Source organism: Anoxybacillus ayderensis (assembly GCF_000833605.1).
Taxonomy (GTDB): domain Bacteria; phylum Bacillota; class Bacilli; order Bacillales; family Anoxybacillaceae; genus Anoxybacillus; species Anoxybacillus ayderensis.
In genome coordinates this window covers 1-19,979 of sequence record NZ_JXTG01000008.1, presented here as the reverse complement: position 1 = coordinate 19,979, position 19,979 = coordinate 1, and the positions used below count along the sequence as shown (strand labels likewise).

General features: G+C 36.4%; 16 protein-coding genes and 2 pseudogenes. 3 read left to right on the top strand and 15 right to left on the bottom strand.

All coding sequences use genetic code 11. From position 1 onward, the window contains the following. Positions 1 to 7 precede the first annotated feature (7 nt). From manA to JV16_RS08585, 4 genes are all read right to left on the bottom strand, one after another. Positions 8 to 967, bottom strand: a complete 960-nt coding sequence (gene manA, locus JV16_RS08600) for a mannose-6-phosphate isomerase, class I (protein ID WP_042535251.1) — start codon at positions 965 to 967, stop codon at positions 8 to 10. 19 nt (positions 968 to 986) lie between these two features. Further along, on the bottom strand, positions 987 to 1,445 hold the full coding sequence (locus tag JV16_RS08595; RefSeq protein ID WP_042535248.1) for a PTS sugar transporter subunit IIA: 459 nt from the start codon (positions 1,443 to 1,445) through the stop codon (positions 987 to 989). 14 nt (positions 1,446 to 1,459) lie between these two features. Continuing rightward, positions 1,460 to 3,409, bottom strand: coding sequence for a BglG family transcription antiterminator (locus JV16_RS08590; protein ID WP_042535246.1), 1,950 nt, complete (start codon positions 3,407 to 3,409; stop codon positions 1,460 to 1,462). A gap of 70 nt (positions 3,410 to 3,479) precedes the next feature. Beyond that, positions 3,480 to 4,889, bottom strand: a complete 1,410-nt coding sequence (locus JV16_RS08585; RefSeq protein ID WP_042535243.1) for a PTS fructose transporter subunit IIC — start codon at positions 4,887 to 4,889, stop codon at positions 3,480 to 3,482. A gap of 136 nt (positions 4,890 to 5,025) precedes the next feature. On the opposite strand from JV16_RS08585, the gene gloA2 reads away from it, so the two are divergent. Continuing rightward, a complete protein-coding gene (gene gloA2, locus JV16_RS08580; protein ID WP_042535241.1) occupies positions 5,026 to 5,409 on the top strand; it encodes an SMU1112c/YaeR family gloxylase I-like metalloprotein in 384 nt (127 codons plus the stop codon). 18 nt (positions 5,410 to 5,427) lie between these two features. Here the strand turns inward: gloA2 and JV16_RS08575 are convergent, their stop codons facing one another. From JV16_RS08575 to JV16_RS08545, 7 genes are all read right to left on the bottom strand, one after another. After that, positions 5,428 to 7,170: a phospho-sugar mutase gene (locus JV16_RS08575; protein WP_042535239.1), complete on the bottom strand. Its 1,743-nt coding sequence runs from the start codon at positions 7,168 to 7,170 to the stop codon at positions 5,428 to 5,430. A 217-nt stretch (positions 7,171 to 7,387) separates the two neighbouring features. After that, a complete protein-coding gene (locus JV16_RS08570; RefSeq protein WP_042535236.1) occupies positions 7,388 to 8,491 on the bottom strand; it encodes a hypothetical protein in 1,104 nt (367 codons plus the stop codon). Positions 8,492 to 8,568: 77 nt separating this feature from the next. After that, on the bottom strand, positions 8,569 to 9,957 hold the full coding sequence (locus JV16_RS08565) for a sugar phosphate nucleotidyltransferase (protein WP_042535234.1): 1,389 nt from the start codon (positions 9,955 to 9,957) through the stop codon (positions 8,569 to 8,571). Positions 9,958 to 10,016: 59 nt separating this feature from the next. Next, positions 10,017 to 11,342 (bottom strand): UDP-glucose dehydrogenase family protein, encoded by a 1,326-nt coding sequence (locus tag JV16_RS08560; RefSeq protein WP_042535232.1) that lies wholly within the window; start codon positions 11,340 to 11,342, stop codon positions 10,017 to 10,019. 21 nt (positions 11,343 to 11,363) lie between these two features. Beyond that, positions 11,364 to 12,599 (bottom strand): glycosyltransferase family 4 protein, encoded by a 1,236-nt coding sequence (locus tag JV16_RS08555; RefSeq protein ID WP_042535230.1) that lies wholly within the window; start codon positions 12,597 to 12,599, stop codon positions 11,364 to 11,366. Then, a complete protein-coding gene (locus JV16_RS08550) occupies positions 12,596 to 13,039 on the bottom strand; it encodes a WcaF family extracellular polysaccharide biosynthesis acetyltransferase (RefSeq protein WP_084220326.1) in 444 nt (147 codons plus the stop codon). The genes JV16_RS08555 and JV16_RS08550 overlap by 4 nt, the downstream gene beginning before the upstream one ends. Before the next feature lie 105 nt (positions 13,040 to 13,144). Further along, positions 13,145 to 14,221: a glycosyltransferase family 4 protein gene (locus JV16_RS08545; protein WP_042535227.1), complete on the bottom strand. Its 1,077-nt coding sequence runs from the start codon at positions 14,219 to 14,221 to the stop codon at positions 13,145 to 13,147. Positions 14,222 to 14,449: 228 nt separating this feature from the next. Here JV16_RS08545 and JV16_RS16220 point away from each other — a divergent pair. Further along, positions 14,450 to 15,289 (top strand): annotated as a pseudogene (locus tag JV16_RS16220) (transposase). Positions 15,290 to 15,380: 91 nt separating this feature from the next. Here the strand turns inward: JV16_RS16220 and JV16_RS08535 are convergent. The 4 genes from JV16_RS08535 to JV16_RS15015 form a co-directional block, all read right to left on the bottom strand. Continuing rightward, the gene (locus tag JV16_RS08535) at positions 15,381 to 16,319 is read right to left on the bottom strand and encodes a glycosyltransferase family 2 protein (protein ID WP_052481244.1); all 939 of its coding nucleotides are present in this window, start codon (positions 16,317 to 16,319) and stop codon (positions 15,381 to 15,383) included. A 200-nt stretch (positions 16,320 to 16,519) separates the two neighbouring features. Next, a complete protein-coding gene (locus tag JV16_RS08530) occupies positions 16,520 to 17,782 on the bottom strand; it encodes an O-antigen ligase family protein (protein ID WP_042535225.1) in 1,263 nt (420 codons plus the stop codon). A 10-nt stretch (positions 17,783 to 17,792) separates the two neighbouring features. After that, the gene (locus JV16_RS08525; protein WP_004577788.1) at positions 17,793 to 18,545 is read right to left on the bottom strand and encodes a glycosyltransferase family 2 protein; all 753 of its coding nucleotides are present in this window, start codon (positions 18,543 to 18,545) and stop codon (positions 17,793 to 17,795) included. Further along, a complete protein-coding gene (locus tag JV16_RS15015) occupies positions 18,542 to 19,624 on the bottom strand; it encodes a glycosyltransferase family 4 protein (RefSeq protein WP_004577789.1) in 1,083 nt (360 codons plus the stop codon). Before JV16_RS15015 ends, JV16_RS08525 begins: the two co-directional genes overlap by 4 nt. Positions 19,625 to 19,808: 184 nt before the next feature. Here JV16_RS15015 and JV16_RS15935 point away from each other — a divergent pair. Then, a pseudogene (locus JV16_RS15935) lies at positions 19,809 to 19,979 on the top strand (ISL3 family transposase); the annotation flags it as partial.

Sequence of the window (19,979 nt, the reverse complement as noted above, 5' to 3'; positions counted from 1 at the left end):
TTACTTATTATTTCCCCCATGTTGGTGAAGAAACAATGCATTGCAAATTCCCTTGTATCGTAAAACGATCGAACGAATGGGGAATGAGAAAATGGTCTCCTTTTTGTAACGGATATGTCTCTTGTGCTGTACAAAACTCCCCTTTTCCATCTAGAACGCTAACTAATAAAAAATAATCCGTTTGTTCAACGCTCCATTCGCGCTCAATATCCCATTTTTGTACGGTAAAATACTCGTTTTGAACAAATGTTGTAATCTTCGCTCCTGTTGTTTGGATCACATGTGGTTCACAATACATATCAACATGTGGAACGGTAATAACATCGAGCGCTTTGTCTAAATGTAATTCCCGTTTGTTTCCATGTTCGTCTACACGATCGTAATCATACATCCGATACGTCGTATCTGAGCTTTGCTGTGTTTCGAGTACGAGCGTTCCTTCGCAAAGCGCATGTACCGTACCACTTGGGACGTAAAAAAAGTCCCCAGGACGAATCGGCACTTTCCGAAGCAAGTCATGCCACCGGCCTTCTTCCATCATTTGTCGCAGTTCTTCTTTTGTTTTTGCATGATGCCCGTATATTAGCTCTGCTCCTTCTTTACAGTCAATGATATACCAGCACTCTGTTTTTCCTAATTCTCCATTTTCATATGTACGAGCATATTCATCGTCAGGATGCACTTGCACCGATAAATCAGCATTCGCATCTAAAATTTTCGTCAATAATGGGAAACGATCCGATGGAAAATGACCAAATAACTCTGGATGATCGTCCCATAACTCACCTAACGTCTTACCTCGAAATGGTTCGTTTATGACAGTCGTCTGCCCGTTCGGATGTGCAGAAATTGCCCAACATTCCCCCGTTTGCTCTGAAGGAATATCGTATCCAAACTGCTCACGAAGACGATTTCCACCCCAAATTCGTTCTTGAAACACAGGTGCGAAAAAAAGAGGTATGTTCATGATTCATCTCCTTCCCCCATTAAGATTGAAACGTCTCAAATAATTGTAAAACATCTTCCACTTTTCGTACAGTTAACAGCTGTTCCCTAAACGTCTCATCCATCAGCTTTCTCGCTAACAATTGCAAAATTTTCAAATGCTCATTTCCTGCATATCGCTCAGGCACTGCAATCATAAAAATAAGTTTCACTTTCTCCCCATCTAAACTATCCCAATCTACCCCCTCATGCTTCATACCAAATGCTAAACAAGGGTGTTTAACTGCATCACTTTTCCCATGAGGAATCGCAATTCCAAATCCAATTCCAGTACTCCCCTCTCTTTCCCGATCATATAATGCCTGTTTATATTGTTCTCGATCAACTAACCCCCCTGCTTCATCGATCAATCCAATCATTTCTTCCATAATCTCATCTTTCGTTGCTCCATCTAACTGTAATTTTACTAATTGCTTCGTCATTAATTGTGTCACTGTCATCCTACTCGACTCCTTTATAAACATTGATAAAATTCACTCGTTGTTTTCGCTTGTTTCAACTGCTTCAGCAGCTCTTCATCTTCCGATAGGGCAACTAACTCTTGAAATAGTTGCTTCACGCGCTCTTTGTCTTGTATACCATTAGCCATCATAAAGACGAGCCTCACACGCTCTCCTCCCCAATCAATGGGCGTTTGCAAACGTCCAATCGCAATAGCCGATTGGTGAATTAAACGCACTTCTCCGTGGGGAATGGCCATTTCGTTACCAATATACGTGGAAGAGATACTTTCTCGCTCATTCGCACTTTGTTTGTACAACTGATCTACATATCCTTGTTCATACAGCTGCCCCCCTAAATAAGTAATAACATGTTCACGCGTTTTAAATGGTAAATCGAGAAAAATCAATTGTTCATCCACTAACGCTTTAATCGTTCTGTATGATGGTTTTTCTTTTTGTTTGACTCGCAAATGAAACAGCTGATCTTTAACCATTTCTAACTCATGCTCACGAAGCAAAGGACTTACGATGACCGTTGGTACGTTTGTATGAGATGGCAACGGCACCGTACTAACTAAAAGATCAGGCTTTTTTTCTTCCATCGCTTTATATAACTGAGAAATGGAAGCAATCCCGACCACATCCACTTCAGGAAAAGCGGCCGCAAATTTTGCCTCTACAAAACGTGACGTCCCTGATCCCGTTGTACAAACGATAAGTACTTTCTTGCGCTCGTGTTTTCTATGATGCATGCGTTCAAGCGCTGCTTGAATATGCAAAACAATGTACGCAACTTCATCTTCAGGAATTGTTAACTGTATATCTTTCTCCATTTGTTTCATAAAAGAGAGCACCACTTCAAATGCATAGCGATACATCCGTTTAATTTCCCACAACATCGGGTTTGTAATCGCCAATCCATTTCGCAAACGATTCAACGTAGAATGGAGATGAATTGTCAATCCAAATAGTAACTCTTGGTCATTGAGTAATCGATCATCTATATGATTCGACATATACTCGATCAATAAACGCGCCAATCGCAACGCTTCCTCATCTATTTCACGGAAAAATGGCTCAACCCCGTCCTTTATATGTACTCGATCGTAACGAATGCGCGCACCTAATAAATGTAACGCCATATATCCTACTTCCGCATCGGGAATTTTAATCGCTAACCACACCTCAATTTTGTGCGCTAACTGCTTAGCTAACTCATACTCTTTCTTTTTCTTTAACTCATGCAATTGGGTTGCATTCATTTGAATACGACATCCTTGTTTTATGCGTTTCACCGCAATAGCAATATGAATGGCTAAACTAATCTTTGCTTCATCGGTTAACGGAAACGGTAACACAGCTTCCGTTTCTTGAACTTCCTTTTCAATAAAAGCTAATTCATACGGCTGCAATACATCAGCGACCATGTTCAACTGTTGCTCATTTAACATATAATGAGCGTGATCAACTAATCCCTCTACCAACTTTGCCAACGCCATACGCCAATTTTTCTCTTCCCCTTCAACCCTCAAGCCTAAATTCGGCTTACGAACGAGCTGTAAATGGAACGGACGCAACCAACGATCAATGTGTTCTAAATCTTGATGAATAGTAGACTTGCTCATATACAGCTCATCTGCCAACTGTTGCATCGTAACCGGCTTGTCCGTCATTAACAACCGTTTCAACAACTGAAGTTGGCGTTCTTCCTCATCGCTTATATGTAAAAGATCTCGAAGCAACTTCTCTTTTGCTTCATCATCCCCCTTCAACCGCACCCCTACACTCGGCTTTCGCTCAATTTTTAATGTCGGATACTGTTTCAACCATTGATCTAACACCTTCAAATCATTACGGACGGTTTTCTCGGAACAATGCAAATCGTAGGCAAGTGAAGTGACAGATACATAATCATTCGCATCTAATAGCGCTTTTATTATTCTTTTATGCCGAGCAATCATCCTGTCACCACCATCCCTTAAAATTTACAAAGAAAGGAGGAATGCTCATACGAGAGATTCCGTTCCTCTATCACTTTTCTACATCTACCGGCTTTTTCACTGCATTTACAAGCAACGCTGTCACGATCATACCAATAACAATCGAAATGAAAAACATCGGCACATTATCTACCGCACGAAACACAGCAACAATCGGTCCTCCGTGTGGCACATGATCAGCAACATTACTTAACATCGCAATGACTGCCCCAACCATGGAACCAATCATAATGCTCGGAATAACCCGCAGCGGATCACGTGCCGCAAACGGAATTGCTCCCTCTGTAATTCCCACAAGTCCCATCGCAAGCGCTGCTTTGCCTGCCTCACGTTCTTCGTCTGTATATTTCGCCTTCCCTAATAACGTTGCCAAACCTAAGCCAAGAGGTGGAATGCAGATAGCTACCGCGATCGATCCCATAATGTTCGCATGTCCTTCTGCGATCATCGCTGAACCGAATAAAAACGCCACTTTATTGACTGGACCACCCATATCAAAAGCAATCATCGCACCTAAAACCATCGCCAAAACAACTTTACTTGCCCCTTGCATACTATTTAACCACGACGTTAATCCTTCCATGATTCCCGCAATCGGTTGCCCAATAACAAAAATAAATGAAGCCGCTACAAGCAGTGAAGATACAATAGGAATGACTAAAATCGGCATAATCGGCTGAATCATTTGTGGAACACGAATACGCTTAATGGCTTTTACGATATACCCTGCTAAAAATCCTGCAATGATACCGCCAATAAATCCAGCTCCTGCATCACTACCATAAAAACTACCGTTCGCCGCAATGTAACCGCCAACCATCCCTGGCGCAAGACCTGGCCGGTCAGCAATACTAACCGCAATGAAACCTGATAAAATTGGTACCATAAATGTGAAACTCGCTACACCGACGTCTAAAATACGATTCCAAATCGAACCTTCGGGAATGACTAACCCTTTTGCCGTTGGCTCCCCGCCAATCGCAAGCGAGAGTGCAATAAGCAATCCTCCAATGACGACAAACGGAATCATATATGAAACACCATTCATCAAATTCCGATATATAGGGTTTTGCTTCTCATTTCGCTCTTTTTTCGCTTCCGCTACACTCTTCAGCTTCTCTACTCCTTCATATACTGGCACTTCATTTTGCTCAAAGCGCGCAATCAACTCCTCCGGACGACGAATACCATCCGTAACCGACACTTCCAGCACCCGTTTCCCTCGAAAACGACTTTTATCCACTTGCTTATCCGCCGCAATAATCACCCCATCGGCCTGTTCAATATCTTCTCGTGTCAACTCATTTTCCACACCAATAGATCCCTGAGTTTCCACCTTCATCTCATGCCCCATCCGTTCAGCTGCTTTCGCTAGCTTCTCTGCTGCCATATACGTATGGGCAATTCCATTTGGACAAGACGTAATCGCTACAAATTTCATCCATCTCTCCCCCTTCTGTAAGCGCTTTATTTGTTACACTGTTATCATAACGGACAATCCGACCAACATTGTCACAAATTTTTACCGTAAATTGTGGTAAAATACAAATCATTACCGTGCAAGGGGGAGAAGACAAATGTTCACACAACTACATCACATAGCAATTATCTGTTCGAATTATGAACGATCCAAACATTTTTACACACATGTTTTACAACTACCAATCATTCACGAACAATATCGCGCTGATAAACGATCATATAAGTTAGATTTGCAAATCGGGGATTTACAACTAGAGCTTTTTTCTTTTGAGAACCCTCCAAAAAGACAAAGCTATCCTGAAGCATGTGGCTTACGTCATCTAGCATTTGCAGTAGATTGTATTGAGGAAACGATCGCTTATTTACAAGCGAATCACATTGAGGTCGAACCGATTCGTATCGATCCGATAACAGGGAAAAAGTTTACGTTTTTCCAAGATCCAGATCAACTACCGATTGAGTTGTATGAAAAAGAATAGATGGGGAAAAACTCCCCATCACTTCATTTGATATAAAGCATCTTCCACAAGCGACATAACGGCTTGTTCAAGTTCGGCCAACAGCGCATCACTTTCTTGTTGTGACTTGCCTTTTACGCCAAAATAAAATTTCGCTTTCGGCTCTGTGCCTGACGGGCGAACACAAAACCATGAACCGTTGGCTAACTCATATTTCAACACGTTCGACCGTGGCAAGCGAAGCGGTTGTTCTACACCGTTTTCCCATCGTTTACTAACTGCGTAATCTTCCAGCGCAACAACCCCCACACCTGCGATTTCACGTAACGGTTGGCTACGAAACGAAGACATGATGTGAGCGATTCGCTCTGCTCCTTCTTTTCCTTTTAACGTCAACGAACGCAATGATTCTTTATAGTAGCCATACTTTTCAAAAATATCCATTAGTCCTTCATATAACGTTTTCCCTTGTGCTTTATAATATGCAGCTACTTCTGCCGCAAAAATTGCCGACTGCACGGCATCTTTATCACGAACAAAATCACCGATTAAATAGCCATAACTTTCTTCGTATCCAAATTGGAACGTGTATTCTTTCGTTCGCTCAAATTCACCGATCTTTTCACCGATGAATTTAAATCCTGTTAACGTATCGATCGTTTCCAATCCATAATGCGCCGCAATCGCTCGGCCAATTTCCGATGTCACGATCGTTTTCAAAACGACACCATTCGTTGGCAAGATGCCCTTTGCCTGTTTTTGCGAAAGCAAGTACTCTAACATTAATGCACCCATCTGATTTCCTGTTAGCACGACATACTCGCCATCTTGATTTTTCACCGCAACTCCAAGTCGATCGGCGTCCGGATCCGTCGCCATTAAAAGATCGGCATTTATTTTTTCACCGTATTCCATCGCCAAAGCAAACGCCGCATGCTCTTCTGGATTTGGTGAGGAAACGGTTGAAAAATTCGGATCTGGATGCTCCTGTTCTTTCACAACGGTCACATTTTTAAAACCGAACGCTTCTAATCCTTTCCGCACGAGCATATTCGCTGTTCCATGCAACGGAGAAAAGACAATGTTTAAATTTTGCGCAACACTCGCCACAAGCTCTGGATTTAATTGAATCGTTTTTAACTGCGCAATATACGCCTCATCCATTTCCTCCCCGATATACGTCAACAGCCCTGTTTCAAGCAGCTCTTGCTCGCTCGCCACATCGACTGCTAATTCATCCTCAACCGCATTCACATATTCAATTAATACATCTGCAATCGCTGGAGGAATTTGTCCTCCGTCTTCACCATACACTTTAAATCCATTATATTCTGGTGGATTATGGCTCGCCGTAATAACGACTCCCGCAAACGCGCCTAAATAACGAACCGCAAATGACAACTCTGGCGTTGGACGAAGCTCTTTAAATAAGTACACCTTAATGCCATGCTTTCCAACCGTCTTCGCGACTTCCAACGCAAACTCCGGCGACTTATGGCGGGAATCATAAGCAATCACAACACCGCGCTCTTTCGCTTCTTCGCCTTGTTCAACGATATAACGCGCTAATCCTTCTGATGCTTTGCGAATGGTATAGATATTCATCCGATTCGTACCAGGGCCAATTTCCCCGCGCATACCTCCTGTGCCGAATTCTAAGTTTTTGTAGAAGCTATCTTCGAGCAGTTTTTCATCTGTTTGCATTGCAAGCAGCTGTTGTCTTAACTGTGCATCTAAGTGCGGATATGAAAGCCATTTTTCATTTTTTTCTTTCCAACTCATGTTGCTTTCCCTCCTTGTCTATGGATGCGACACGATCACTTGCACATTTCCTTTCACTTGAAACGTTCCAAGTTGATAAGGAAGAGGCAAGCAGGTTCCCCTTCTTCCGTAACAATCGTTCCTGTAAATTCTCCAAAGCGACTTACACTTTGATCGTTTGAATGTGCAGAAATTGACCAACACTCCCCTGTTCGCTTGGAAGGAATGTCATATCTAGTTAAATCCTTTCGTTTTTCGTTCTTAACACGCGCAAAATTTCTTTTGAGATGATATCTGTTTGATTTCCAAAAAAACCACCATCATGTGTATGCTGACTCTGCAGCTCATCGATAAATTCTTCGTTAATGACAAACTGACATAATTCATCCCATGTAATCGTCTTACACAAATGATTGGTCTTTAAAAATGAAATGGTATTTTGGTCTTCTTTCATCGTTTGACGCTCTAAAATCAATAATGGCTTACGAGCACATACCGCTTCACTGACGATTCCCCAACCTGGCTTTGAAATAACGAAATCCGCTGCGGCAATATAATGTTGCGATTCGAGATAGTCTTTTGGAATTGCGAAAACGTTTGGCCGTTTCACTTGAACATTCGATGAAACGATAAACATACAATTAGGACTATCCCAAATCGGTAGATGTTCTAGTTGTCCGACATCGATTTTCATCCCAAGTCCGAAGAACACAACGAATTGCTCGCCATTTGGATTCATAAGCTGCCTTATTCTATTAACTTCATTGCTGTCTACGTTTCTGGCAAAAAAGCCAAACTGCTTTGTTCCTTTCATTCCCCAGTCTGGCTCTTTGCTTCCGGCTAAAGAGAAGAAATAAGTCATTTTTTCATAGGCCTCTTTTAAAGGTTCAAGTAGCCGATCAGCAATTAGCACTTGATACGCTGTATGCCAAGTAAAGTTGGATATACCAAGGGAAGGGATTCCTAGTGTATACGCTGCTTCGAACGGAAAAGCGGAAATATCAGAAATGACTAAATCTACGCGATTTGTCTGTAAAAAATTCCGTTCTCGTTCGATGAGGAGGGGCCACTTTGTGAGATATTTTTCGTATTCAACATTTAACTTTTCAACATCTGGCTCGATTGAATCTTTTCGCAACACATAACCAATATCCGTTTCAATCGTGCGAAATGCTACACGGTTCTCTCCCTTCAAAGACTCTCGCAAAAAGTGAAGGGCAAAAGAGTGACAAATAATCACCCTTACGTCTTTCTTTCTCTTCAACAACTGCCGGATGAGCGCAACACTTCTTGCCGCATGCCCAAAACCGTAATCAGAAATGTAGTAAGCAATCGTCTTCATCGATTTCTCAAGCCTCTCTGTTTCTTTACATAAAAAAGCACGGGGAGAGTGCCAGTTTGTTCTCTCCCCTTCAAAAATTAAGAAATCACTTTTGCCTTTGATTTTTGGAAATGACGAATGACATCGTCCCAATTAAAATAAAGCCGCACAAAATCTTCATCACTAATACCAGAACCTGTTTGCACTTCAATAAACTCTAATTCTGTAATCGCACGAATTCCATGTTTTCGTCCTGCTGGAAGATGAATGATATCCCCTGCTTTTACGCGGGTAATATGTTCATCTAACGCTAGTTCCCCTTCACCGCGAACAATCGTCCATACTTCGTCTCGTAAATGGTGATAGTGGTAGCTTGAGTTTTTCCCTTCATGAATACAAATTCGTTTTGTGACCATTTCTTGTCCATCTTCATATTTCGCATAGTCTAGAACGCGCGACCAGCCCCAAATCCGCTCTTCGTACATTGGCGGCTGATGAAAACCGTTAATTAAATCTTTAATTTTTGGACTGGAAGCTTTATCGGCAACTAAGATTCCGTCTGGGCTTGCTGCCACAACAAGGTCTTTTGTACCAATCACCGTCACAGGAATGTCTAATTCATTCACCAAATGGGTATTCACTACATCTTCCGCTAGTACGCCTTTCCCAATTTGTTTCGTCGCCATTTCCTCTGTCAACGTATTCCATGTACCAAGGTCTTTCCAATAACCATCATACGGAAGGACGACAATATGGTTTGCTTTTTCAACTACCTCATAGTCAAAGCTAATTTTCGGCAATGTGCTGTATTGGCTAGAAAGCTGATCAAAATGAAGCGGAATGCCTTTCTCCATTAGGAGATTGACTAAATACTTTAATTTAAACGCAAATACACCGCAGTTCCAGAAAGCGTTCATCTCGATTAATGTTTGCGCCTTTTCTTCACTTGGCTTCTCTGTAAAGTGATTCACAACAAAATATTCTGCGCCTTCCGCCTTTTCCTTAGGAACGATGTATCCATATTTAGAAGAAGGATACGTTGGTTTCACGCCAATTAACGCCAACTCGGCATTGGAATGCTCAAGGACATTTTCTAATTCTTTTACTCTTTGAAAGAAAGAATCTTCTACATACGGATCCACCGGTAACACAACAACCGTTTCATCTTCCGAAACATTCTCGATCGTATACAAATAAGAAGCCGCAAGCGCAATCGCTGGAAACGTATCGCGGCGCTCCGGCTCAATAATAAGCGGCACATCCATTCCTAATTGGCGATGAATCATATCGCGCTGCATTTTCGACGTTGCAATGACCCCAGACTCGGCAAGCCCAACGGCTTCTAACTGCCCCCACACCCGCTGCACCATCGACTGCTTCTCACCATTCTTCCCTTCTAACACTTTCAAAAACTGCTTCGAACGCGTATCATTCGATAAAGGCCAAAGCCGTTTGCCAGATCCGCCTGATAAAAGGACTAGTTTCATTTATAACCCTCCATAATAAAAAAATCAGATCTTAAACGATCTGATCGTTGAATTCATTATTAAACCGTTTGGAACTGATAATTATAAATTGGTTTACGGCCAATCGAATGGTATTCGATTGGATATTTTTGCACTTCACTTAGGCTATAACAATTCCGTCCGTCAAAAACGATCGGTTGTTTCATCTTCTGAACATATATATTTAAATCTAATTCCTTAATTTGTGCCCATTCAGTAAGAATAAAGGCCATATCTGCATTTTCAAGCGCATCCTCAATAGATTCTGTGTATACTACCTCTTGCGGCAAAACCTTCTTTGCATTTTCAATCGCAATTGGGTCGTAAGCAACAACTTCGGCTCCTTCAGCAATTAGCTCTTTCGAAACAACAATCGAAGCCGCTTCACGCATATCATCCGTATTCGGTTTAAAAGATAAACCTAATAAAGCGATTTTCTTACCAGCTAGACTTCCAAAGCGTTCTTTTGCTTTATCAATTAAAATGCGTTGCTGATGATTGTTTACTTTAATCACTGCTTTTAGCAATTCAAAATTATGATCAATATTAGCCGCAATTTTCGTCAAAGCTTTTGTATCTTTTGGAAAACAAGATCCTCCATATCCAATCCCCGCTCTTAAAAACATCGAACCGATACGCTTGTCCATTCCCATTCCTAACGCAACGCTTTCCACATCGGCTCCTACTTTTTCACATATATTAGCTATTTCGTTAATAAAACTAATTTTTGTCGCTAAAAAGGCATTAGAAGCATATTTAATCATTTCAGCACTTTTAATGTCCGTTTTAAAAATCGGAATACCAAAAGGTTTGTTAATTTCTTCAATGACCTTTGCCGCTTCTTCATTATCCGCTCCAATGACGATACGATCGCCATGAAACGTATCATAAACCGAGGAACCTTCACGCAAAAACTCTGGATTTGACACTACTTCGACATTGATATGCTTAGGAACTAAAGAAATTAACAACTCTTTTATATAATGGTTCGTTCCAACCGGTACTGTACTTTTCGTAACAACAATGACGTCCTTCGTGATATTCGCCGCAATATCTCGAACCGCTTGTTCAATATACTCTAAATTAGCAGAGCCATCTTCTTTTTCAGGCGTACCAACAGCGATATAAATCACGTCAACATCTTTAAAGCCTTCTTGATGGCTTGTTGTAAAAAATAAGCGCCCAGCTTGAATATTTTCCTTCATTAACTCTTCAAGTCCAGGTTCATAAATAGGTGAAATTCCTTGGCGCATTTTTTCTACCTTTGTTTCATCTATATCAATACATGTCACATGATGACCAATATGAGATAAAGCAACGCCCGTAACTAGACCTACATAACCTGTCCCTACAACAGAGATTTTCACTTTTATTCCCCTCTTTTTAAATTAAATAGATTTTAATAAGTTACGATATTTGTTAATAGAAGTTTCCCTTTTTAGATACTTCTCTAAATATGCTCTTCCATTAAGCCCCATTTGTTTTCGTTGCTCTCGATCTAAGCTATAAAAATATTTAATAGCTTCAACAATTCCTTTATAATCTTTTGGCTCGACTACTACTCCACAGTTGCTCTTATCAATCAATAACTGAGCTTCACTACCTTGTTCTAAAACCCCAAGAATTGGCTTTCCCGCTGCCATAACGCCGTAAATTTTACTTGGCACAGAAACTCCTTTAATTCCTTTTTGATTCACAACAAAATGAACATCCGCAGCATTTAATGAATACTTAATAAACTCTTTTGGTTGATAAGGCAAAAACAACACATTTTCAATACCATTTTCCGCAACATATTGCTGCATTTGTCTTTTTACAGCACCTTCACCGATAAAAACAAATGCCGAATCTTTATAGTCTCGAAACTCATTTGTCACTTTAATAATATTTTCAAGGTCATAATATAACCCTAAATTACCTGAATACATAACAATAAATTTATCAGTTAAGTTATGTCTTTCTAAAAACTCTGCTACATGTGGCTCATCTTTATCTAAAGGAATAATTTCCTTTTCATTTGTCCAGTTATTGATAACAACATGATTAGGTACATTTTTATTATTAAAACGTTTCTTTAAAGTCTCTGCCATATCATGACCAACTACCACAATTTGGTCAGCATATCGGCAATTTAATTTATCAATCGCTCTTGCAACATCAAACACGAATTGTTTATTTGTATAGCTAACCGCTTCCGCCTGTTCTGGGTTAAAGTCTTGAATATTATAAACATGTTTGGCCCGTTTAATAAACTTGCCAATCGTCCCAATTAAACCGCCTAAAATCGGCGGTGTGGAGATGGTATAAATAATATCCACCTTCTCCTTTAATAAAGCTATATTAGCTAAAATAAAATAGGAGAATATATATTTCATCCGACTGAATTTAGAAGTTTTATCAACTTTAGGTAAGCGAAGTCGGATAATTTTTATATTCTCCAAATAATCTGTTTCAAATATTCGATTAGATTTTACTTCTTCTCCCGCATATCCTGGCTGTGCAGCGATAACGGTAATATCAAAATCATGTTGTAAATCCAAACAAAGTTCGGTCATTAGTTGACCAGTAGAAGCGAAATCTGGATAAAAGTAATTAATTACAAAAGTAATTTTTTTCTTTTTCATAATAGTTCATCTTCCTCAAATCTTTTCTTCACAAACTTAGCTGGTGATCCAGCATGAACTTCATTTGCTGGGACATCCCTAACAACTGTACTTCTAGCGACCACAACTGCCATTTCATGGATTGTTACACCAGGATAGACAAACACGTCACTCGCAACCCATGCACCGTCTTTAATGACAATTGGTTTGGTAATTAAGCCAAAGTGCGGATCTTTAATATCATGGCTACCTGTGCATAAATAAGACTCCTGTGAAATGACACAGTTACTACCAATAATAATCTCATCAAGACTGTAGAGCTTTACATTGTCCCCTATCCAAGAATAGTCACCAATGGAGACTTTCCATGGATAAGTAAACTTAGCAGACGCTCTCACTTTAACCCCTTTTCCAATTTTAGCTCCAAACAATCTTAATAGGAAGTTTCTCCATCCATACATATTATGGAGCGAAAAACGAAAAAGGGTACCTTGAATAACCACCGCAGTAAAACAATGATATTAGATTTTTCTCTCGAATGCCATGAATGATTGTATTTAGTCAGATTAACTTTTATAAAGCAATACCTCATTGAATATTTTCTCTAATCGCTTTATATAATCAATCTCTTTAAATTTTTTTAATGTATAAAACCGATTAGTTTCAGCCATCCTTTTTAACACATCTCTATGTTTTATTAAATTTTGAATAGCTTTTCTTATTTCATCAGGAGCTTTCGGATTAACAATAACGCCATTCTCTTCACTTACAATATCAGGTATACCAGCATGATTCGTCGTAATTATGGCCAAACCATTTCCCATAGCCTCAATAATTGATATAGGCTGTCCTTCATATGGATAATAAGTAGGTAAAACAAAAAGGTCTGCTTCTCTTAATAGTTGTTTTTTACTATCACCACTTACCACCCCATGGTATTTTACTATACTTTCTAAATTAAACTTTTTAATATATTCTCTAAATTCATTTTCATCTTGTTGATTAAAAAAGTGACCTGCAAAATGGAAAATTACTTTTTCATCTTGCAATCCTTTAGCAGCCTCTAACACATCTAAGTATCCTTTAGATTTAATAAAATTACTTAGGTATAATACCTCTATTTTTTCCTTATTATTTATTTCGTTTAATTTTTTATTAAATTCATCATTACCAATTAAGCTAGATTCCTCTATAAAATTTTCACATACTTTAATTTTGTTTACATCTATAACATCTACAAATAAATTTTTCAAGCTTTCGCTTAAAACAATCATACAATCTATTCTAGAGATAAGCCTTTTATTTACAAACTTCTGTGCAAGACTCATTTTTTTATATAAAGTCTTATAATGACCACCATGATAATGGATAACTACTCTCTTGTTTTTATTTAGTAGTTTCTTCAAAATAAGCATATCTCTAATGTTCCCAAAAATTGAATGAGAAATGGTGAAATAATATAAATCTGCTTGAGATTTCTTTATTTTACTAACATGATTTAAGAACTTTTTATTATTTTTTATATCGATATATTCTATTGAAAATTTGTCTTTTAGATAATCTGATTTAACAATTACGTCTAGTGCTTTTGATAAACCATGAATAGGGGGAGGGAATTGCCCTATTAAACAGATTTTTTTCATTTAAACCTCCTATTTTTTGATTAAAAGTAGTTTGTTTTAAAAACTTTATCCTTAAGATTATTTTTTTCCTATATTATGTTATGCTACATATTTCCTATTTCTTGACCAAAAATTTATTAAATGTGTTGTAAAACGCATAATGGATGCATAAAAGAACGTAAAAAATCCACCAGCTTGGAAGTCATATACAGTGACCAAAAAACATATTTCCAAGGGGTGGACATGATCATGATTTCCAAATTTGTTATCGAACATGCAATGTCTAGCAAAACGGTTCCTCTTTTACAGGCATTATTTCAATACATCGACTAACTTTCCTTACCAGAAACATCTTATATAACAGGGCGACCACCGCTTTCGAAAAAATCGTTGTTAAAATGTTTCTTTGTAAAAACTTATTTTTCCATTGATTCTTTATGTCAGTTAGTGGACATACTGAATCGCTTCGGCTACTTCCGGCACATTTGTGGACTCAAAGAGATTCCCCATCTTTCTACGTTTTCACGTGCAGGAAAGTAGCTTCGGGAACAAAGATTTTCCTCTTTTAATGTCCAGCTTCTTAAAGAGTTAAGTGTGCAGCGCCTCAAAATAGTAATAATCGACAGTACAGCACTCACAGTAGTCTCTATGATTCTCAAGCTAGGTGGGGAATTTCTACTCGTTACATTGGTTTAAAAGGTAGAAATTACATCTTTGTACAACGACAGAGAGAATGATTTTATCCCATGTCTTTACGATTTCCAACCGAAATGGTGCATCCTTTGCACTCGAACTACTTCCATCTTTAAACAAATGGAACATTCAATTTGTCCTTGGAGATGCCGTCTATGACAGCGAAAAAGTCCGTCAAATCACCGAAACAAACAGGAATCTTTTATTTTGTCTATTAATCCTCGAAATAGTGGTGAGGAACGAAAAGAAGCTTATGGTCGTTTGATTCTTTAGTTTCTGAAAACGAAATTCGGAAAGTGGTTATTTCGTTTCCACAACTCGATTGAACAGACATTCAATCAGTTAAAAAATGACGACTTATAGCACCCACATTGGTATGGGTTTCATCGCTATTAACTGCATGTCCAATTATGCATTCTTATGCAGAATTTTAAGTTTTTACTCTAGTTTTGCAACACCATCTAAATATAGAATATTCCATTTAGAATTACTGCAAATACTTTTTAATTTTTTCAACTTTATTTAATCCAAATAATATAAGCAAAAAACACTTTATTACATCTTTATCAATACGTTTCTTATTTCTAATCAGTTTAATAAGATATTTATATGCATTTATTCGATTGTTTTTTATATGCATATACGCTCTAATAATATTGATATAATGAGCATTGTTTATATTTCTTATTTCTTCCTTGGATAATTTATCATAGAAGCTTGAAACATATTCATGTAGAAAAATAGCACCTTCTGCTTTTTTCATACTCGTAGAGATTCTTGCTCCATTATGATGATATATATTAACTACTGGAGCATCAACATAATCATACAAAGGATTTACATTAAATATTTTTATGAACAATATATGTTCTTGTGAAGAAGGGACATTACTAAAACCACCAGCTTTAACAAAAACCTCCTTATTTATCATAGCAATACTCGTTGTACAAATATTCGTGCTTAGCTGAAATTTAAATACGTTCCCCCTTATTTCATTTTTTTCAATCCTTTTTAAATTTCCATCATTATCTAAAATATTTGCATATCCCCCAACTACTGAAAGTTTGAAATTTGATTCAATGAACTTATTCACCTGTAATTCTATCTTATTTGGTAAATATTCATCATCATCATCTAAAAAACAAATTAATGCCCCAGAACACACTTCAACACCTTTATTTCTTGCAAGTGCACCGCCAACATTCTTATCCATTTTTATATACATAATCTTATTTTCTTGAATATATTTTTCTAGTAATTTTTGAGTTTGATCCCGTTCCAAAGAACCAGGATTGTTGTCATCAACTACAATGATTTCGATATTAGAATAGCTTTGATTTAATACACTATTTATCGCTCTTAATAATAAATTTGGGCGACCATATGTTGGGATTATTACACTTACTAAAGGTTTAATGTTATCCACTTAAATTTTTACTCCTTTTCATTAATATAAAAAATACTAGTACCTCTATAATACAAACACTTAAAGCATTAACTTAATCGTTTAAAAATCACCTAAAGTTTTTATCGTATTTATATAAATTCAGATTGAAAAACCGACATAAGCAAAACCGTTTAAGTCGACTGAAAGAACGATCAAAACGGTTTGCATATGTCGGAAAATCAATCTGTATTTATATATCTTAGATAATGAGTTGGCAATACTGTTCTCACATTCTGATTATTTATTTTTCGTACCTCATAATATTCTAATTGAATTAATACCATGAGTATTATCAAATAAATTAAATTATTATCAACATTCAATGGCACAGAAAATGGTATCTGAGTGCATGAATATATACAAAAAATCAAATACAAAATACTTTTTTCACGACTATGTTTAAATATCCGATATGTAAAGTAGATAAATCGAGCAATCATCACTATATACAATAATAACCCTACAAAACCGTACTGAAATATAAATCCTATAATACCTACATCTTCAGCATAGTACTTATAAATACTTCCATTTAAATATTTTCCTTCTTCATATTCACCATGATACAATCCTAACCCAAGTATAGGATTTTCTTTAATTTTTTCCTTCATATATTCCTTTGCTTGTATTCTTATATAAGCAGAACCATCTGTTCTATTAAGATCAACTTTTATACTATCTAAGATATTTGTTACGTACGGTGCTAAAATAATTACACCCAAAAAAAGAAAAAATGCTACTTTAAAATAACTCAAAACATTATTTACACTTAATTTTGATAATAAGAGAAAAATTATTATTATTAAAATAGGTATTATTGAACTCCTAGTTTGAGCAACAAATACTATATAACTAATTTGAAATAAAAATGCAATATAGTATTTGAATTTTTCATACCTGTTGTAATTTTTGTATAAATATGAAATCGTAATAAACAAACCAATTGTAACAAAATATGCCCCATCATAAAATCTTGTAAATCCATACCGTTCTGCATAATTTACTTTTAAAAAAATAAATGTGGGATACAAAACGGATTGTGATATATATATAAAAGACAATAAACTAGTAATTGTAACAATTAGTTTTTTTATTCTATCAGCACCGACTTTATATATCATTATGCATAATGGAAAATATAACAATGCTAAAAATGTATACTTATAGCGCATCAAAGCTAAAAATATGGGCTGTCCAAATTCCACATTTGTTAAAATTAAACTAGTTATATTAAGTAATAAATAAAAAAGAATTACTCCTTTAAATAAAAACTTTTTTGTGAAAAAAGATTTAATATACACTAAAAACAAAGTTACTGTAATTAAAAATAAGCCCATTACATGTATAGAACTTCCAACTTCTAACATATAAAACATTCGTTCATTTAAGAAAATAATTATTATTACACAAACTACTATCAATGAACTCTTTTTTATTTCCATAGTTACCTCTTTACTCAGTCAGTTTATTCAATATTCTCCCAATGCGCAGTTTTATATATGTTAACAAATATATTTTTTTATCTATAAACCCATATTCCATCCTAAACTTTAGTGCTTCTATAACTGATTCCAGGCAATCTCCTGCTCCACCATCAAAAAAATTAGCAATAACTTTATCTATTAGTTTAAATTTTCCACCATTCTTTTTTATTCTACATAACAACTCATAATCAGCAACATATTTATATTTGCAATTAAAATAGCCGTACTTTTCATAAGTTTTTTTCTTTAAAAAACATGTTGGATGTTCGATCATATGCTTAGGCAAAACACTACTATCTTCACCTTTTATCATTGATAACTTTCCAGAGTTGTAGTACTTTAATAGCCCATGATATACATCATAAGAACTATCTTTTAAGTACTCCGTTGCAACTATTTCAAGGGCTGAGTTTTCGTAGTAATCATCACTATTAATAATTCCAATAAGTTCACCTGTAGCCATGGTTAATCCTTTATTCATCGCATCATATATACCCTTATCTGGCTCACTTATCCATTTAAAAGTAATATTTCGTTTTTGAAAATATTTTTCATACTCTTTTATTAACTCAATAGTTCCATCTGTAGACTTTCCATCCACAACAATATATTCAATATTGGGATATGTTTGATTAAGTATTGATTTAAACGTTCTTTCTATCGTATCTTTACTATTATAGCAAACAGTAATAACTGAGATAAGTGGTTCTTGATTCATCATGCCTTTTTCTCTCCATCTTGCTTTTCTAATCCTAAAATTTTTTCCCAATGATGCATAATAACTTCTACATCATATTGCTTTGCTTTCTTTTTAGCATTGACTCCCATATTCATTCGTAAAGTATAATCATTTATTAACAGTTTGATCTTATTTGCGAGCTCTTCTATATCAAAACAATCTACTAAAAAGCCATCTATTCCATCACTAATTATTTCTTGAGGGCCAATTTTGCAATTAAAACTGATGCATGGTAGTCCACACTCCATAGCCTCGATTATAACCATTGAAAAACTTTCACTTCTAGAACTACAAATAAAAATTGAAGCATTTAAATACTTTTCCATGATATTTGAAGTAAACGTTTTAAGAAATATCTTATTTTCTAAACCATATAATTTAATCTTTTCACTCAATGCATCATACTCTTTACCTTCACCATAAATCTCTAATTTCCAATCTCCAATCTGATCATGTATTAAGTTAAATGCATCAATAAGCATATCAAATCCTTTTTCATAGCTTAATCTTCCTACAGATATTAAAGTATGATTTTTATAATTTGAGGTTTGATTAGAGATAAATGGTTTAAAATTTGGTATAACAAAAACATTTTTTAAATACCCTCGAAATATGTTTCCATCATGTTGACTTAAAGTAATTATTCCGTCTAAAAAAGGATAAATAATTCTCCTTATTGCCTTGATAATATAACTTGCATGTTCATATTGACTATGTTCCCATGCATATATTTTAGTAGAGGTTTTCCCAAAAATTTTAGAAAAAAGAGTAAGTACAGATATAGGTACACTACAACATAACATATAATTATACTTTTGTTTATTACACTCAAGAAACTGTTTAAATACTCTAACACTCTTTAAATTTTTGTTACCTAAATGAATTACTTTGATATTCGAATTTATGTCATAAAAAATCTCCGATTCATTAGTACTGAATAAACTAATAATATGGATCTCACAATGATACTTATTATAAAGTTGATTAGATAAACTTGTAACTACCCGTTCAACTCCACCCTTACCTGATATATTATTTAAAACAATTGCAATTTTTTTCACATCAATCCCTCTTAATTACTTCATTACTTGTTCTTGATATTTATTAGGATTTTTTCGGCTCTTCACCACAAGTTGTACTTGATGATTTAAGATCGGTGTGCATAGCGAAAATAGAGGGTACAAAAAATGCGAATTTTCCTGTATGGTAAAGGTGACCAAACCAAACCATTGGAGGAAAATTCGCATGTACTCTCAGTTTATCAAAGAACTCATCGATTTACCAGATGTTTTGATTCAAAAGGTGCGAAAAGAAGGAGATCGTTGGATTTTCGAACTTTCTCTACCTGAACAATGCCCGTTATGTCCTGTCTGCTTGAAACGCACGATCAAAATGACAGGAAAAAAGAAGCAATGG

What these genes read in the sequence shown, in the direction of transcription:
- manA (WP_042535251.1), bottom strand. Translation starts at nt 967, where the DNA reads ATGAACATACCTCTTTTTTTCGCACCTGTGTTTCAAGAACGAATTTGG.
- JV16_RS08595 (WP_042535248.1), bottom strand. Translation starts at nt 1,445, where the DNA reads ATGACAGTGACACAATTAATGACGAAGCAATTAGTAAAATTACAGTTA.
- JV16_RS08590 (WP_042535246.1), bottom strand. Translation starts at nt 3,409, where the DNA reads ATGATTGCTCGGCATAAAAGAATAATAAAAGCGCTATTAGATGCGAAT.
- JV16_RS08585 (WP_042535243.1), bottom strand. Translation starts at nt 4,889, where the DNA reads ATGAAATTTGTAGCGATTACGTCTTGTCCAAATGGAATTGCCCATACG.
- gloA2 (WP_042535241.1), top strand. Translation starts at nt 5,026, where the DNA reads ATGTTCACACAACTACATCACATAGCAATTATCTGTTCGAATTATGAA.
- JV16_RS08575 (WP_042535239.1), bottom strand. Translation starts at nt 7,170, where the DNA reads ATGAGTTGGAAAGAAAAAAATGAAAAATGGCTTTCATATCCGCACTTA.
- JV16_RS08570 (WP_042535236.1), bottom strand. Translation starts at nt 8,491, where the DNA reads ATGAAGACGATTGCTTACTACATTTCTGATTACGGTTTTGGGCATGCG.
- JV16_RS08565 (WP_042535234.1), bottom strand. Translation starts at nt 9,957, where the DNA reads ATGAAACTAGTCCTTTTATCAGGCGGATCTGGCAAACGGCTTTGGCCT.
- JV16_RS08555 (WP_042535230.1), bottom strand. Translation starts at nt 12,599, where the DNA reads ATGAAAAAGAAAAAAATTACTTTTGTAATTAATTACTTTTATCCAGAT.
- JV16_RS08550 (WP_084220326.1), bottom strand. Translation starts at nt 13,039, where the DNA reads ATGTATGGATGGAGAAACTTCCTATTAAGATTGTTTGGAGCTAAAATT.
- JV16_RS08545 (WP_042535227.1), bottom strand. Translation starts at nt 14,221, where the DNA reads ATGAAAAAAATCTGTTTAATAGGGCAATTCCCTCCCCCTATTCATGGT.
- JV16_RS08530 (WP_042535225.1), bottom strand. Translation starts at nt 17,782, where the DNA reads ATGGAAATAAAAAAGAGTTCATTGATAGTAGTTTGTGTAATAATAATT.
- JV16_RS08525 (WP_004577788.1), bottom strand. Translation starts at nt 18,545, where the DNA reads ATGATGAATCAAGAACCACTTATCTCAGTTATTACTGTTTGCTATAAT.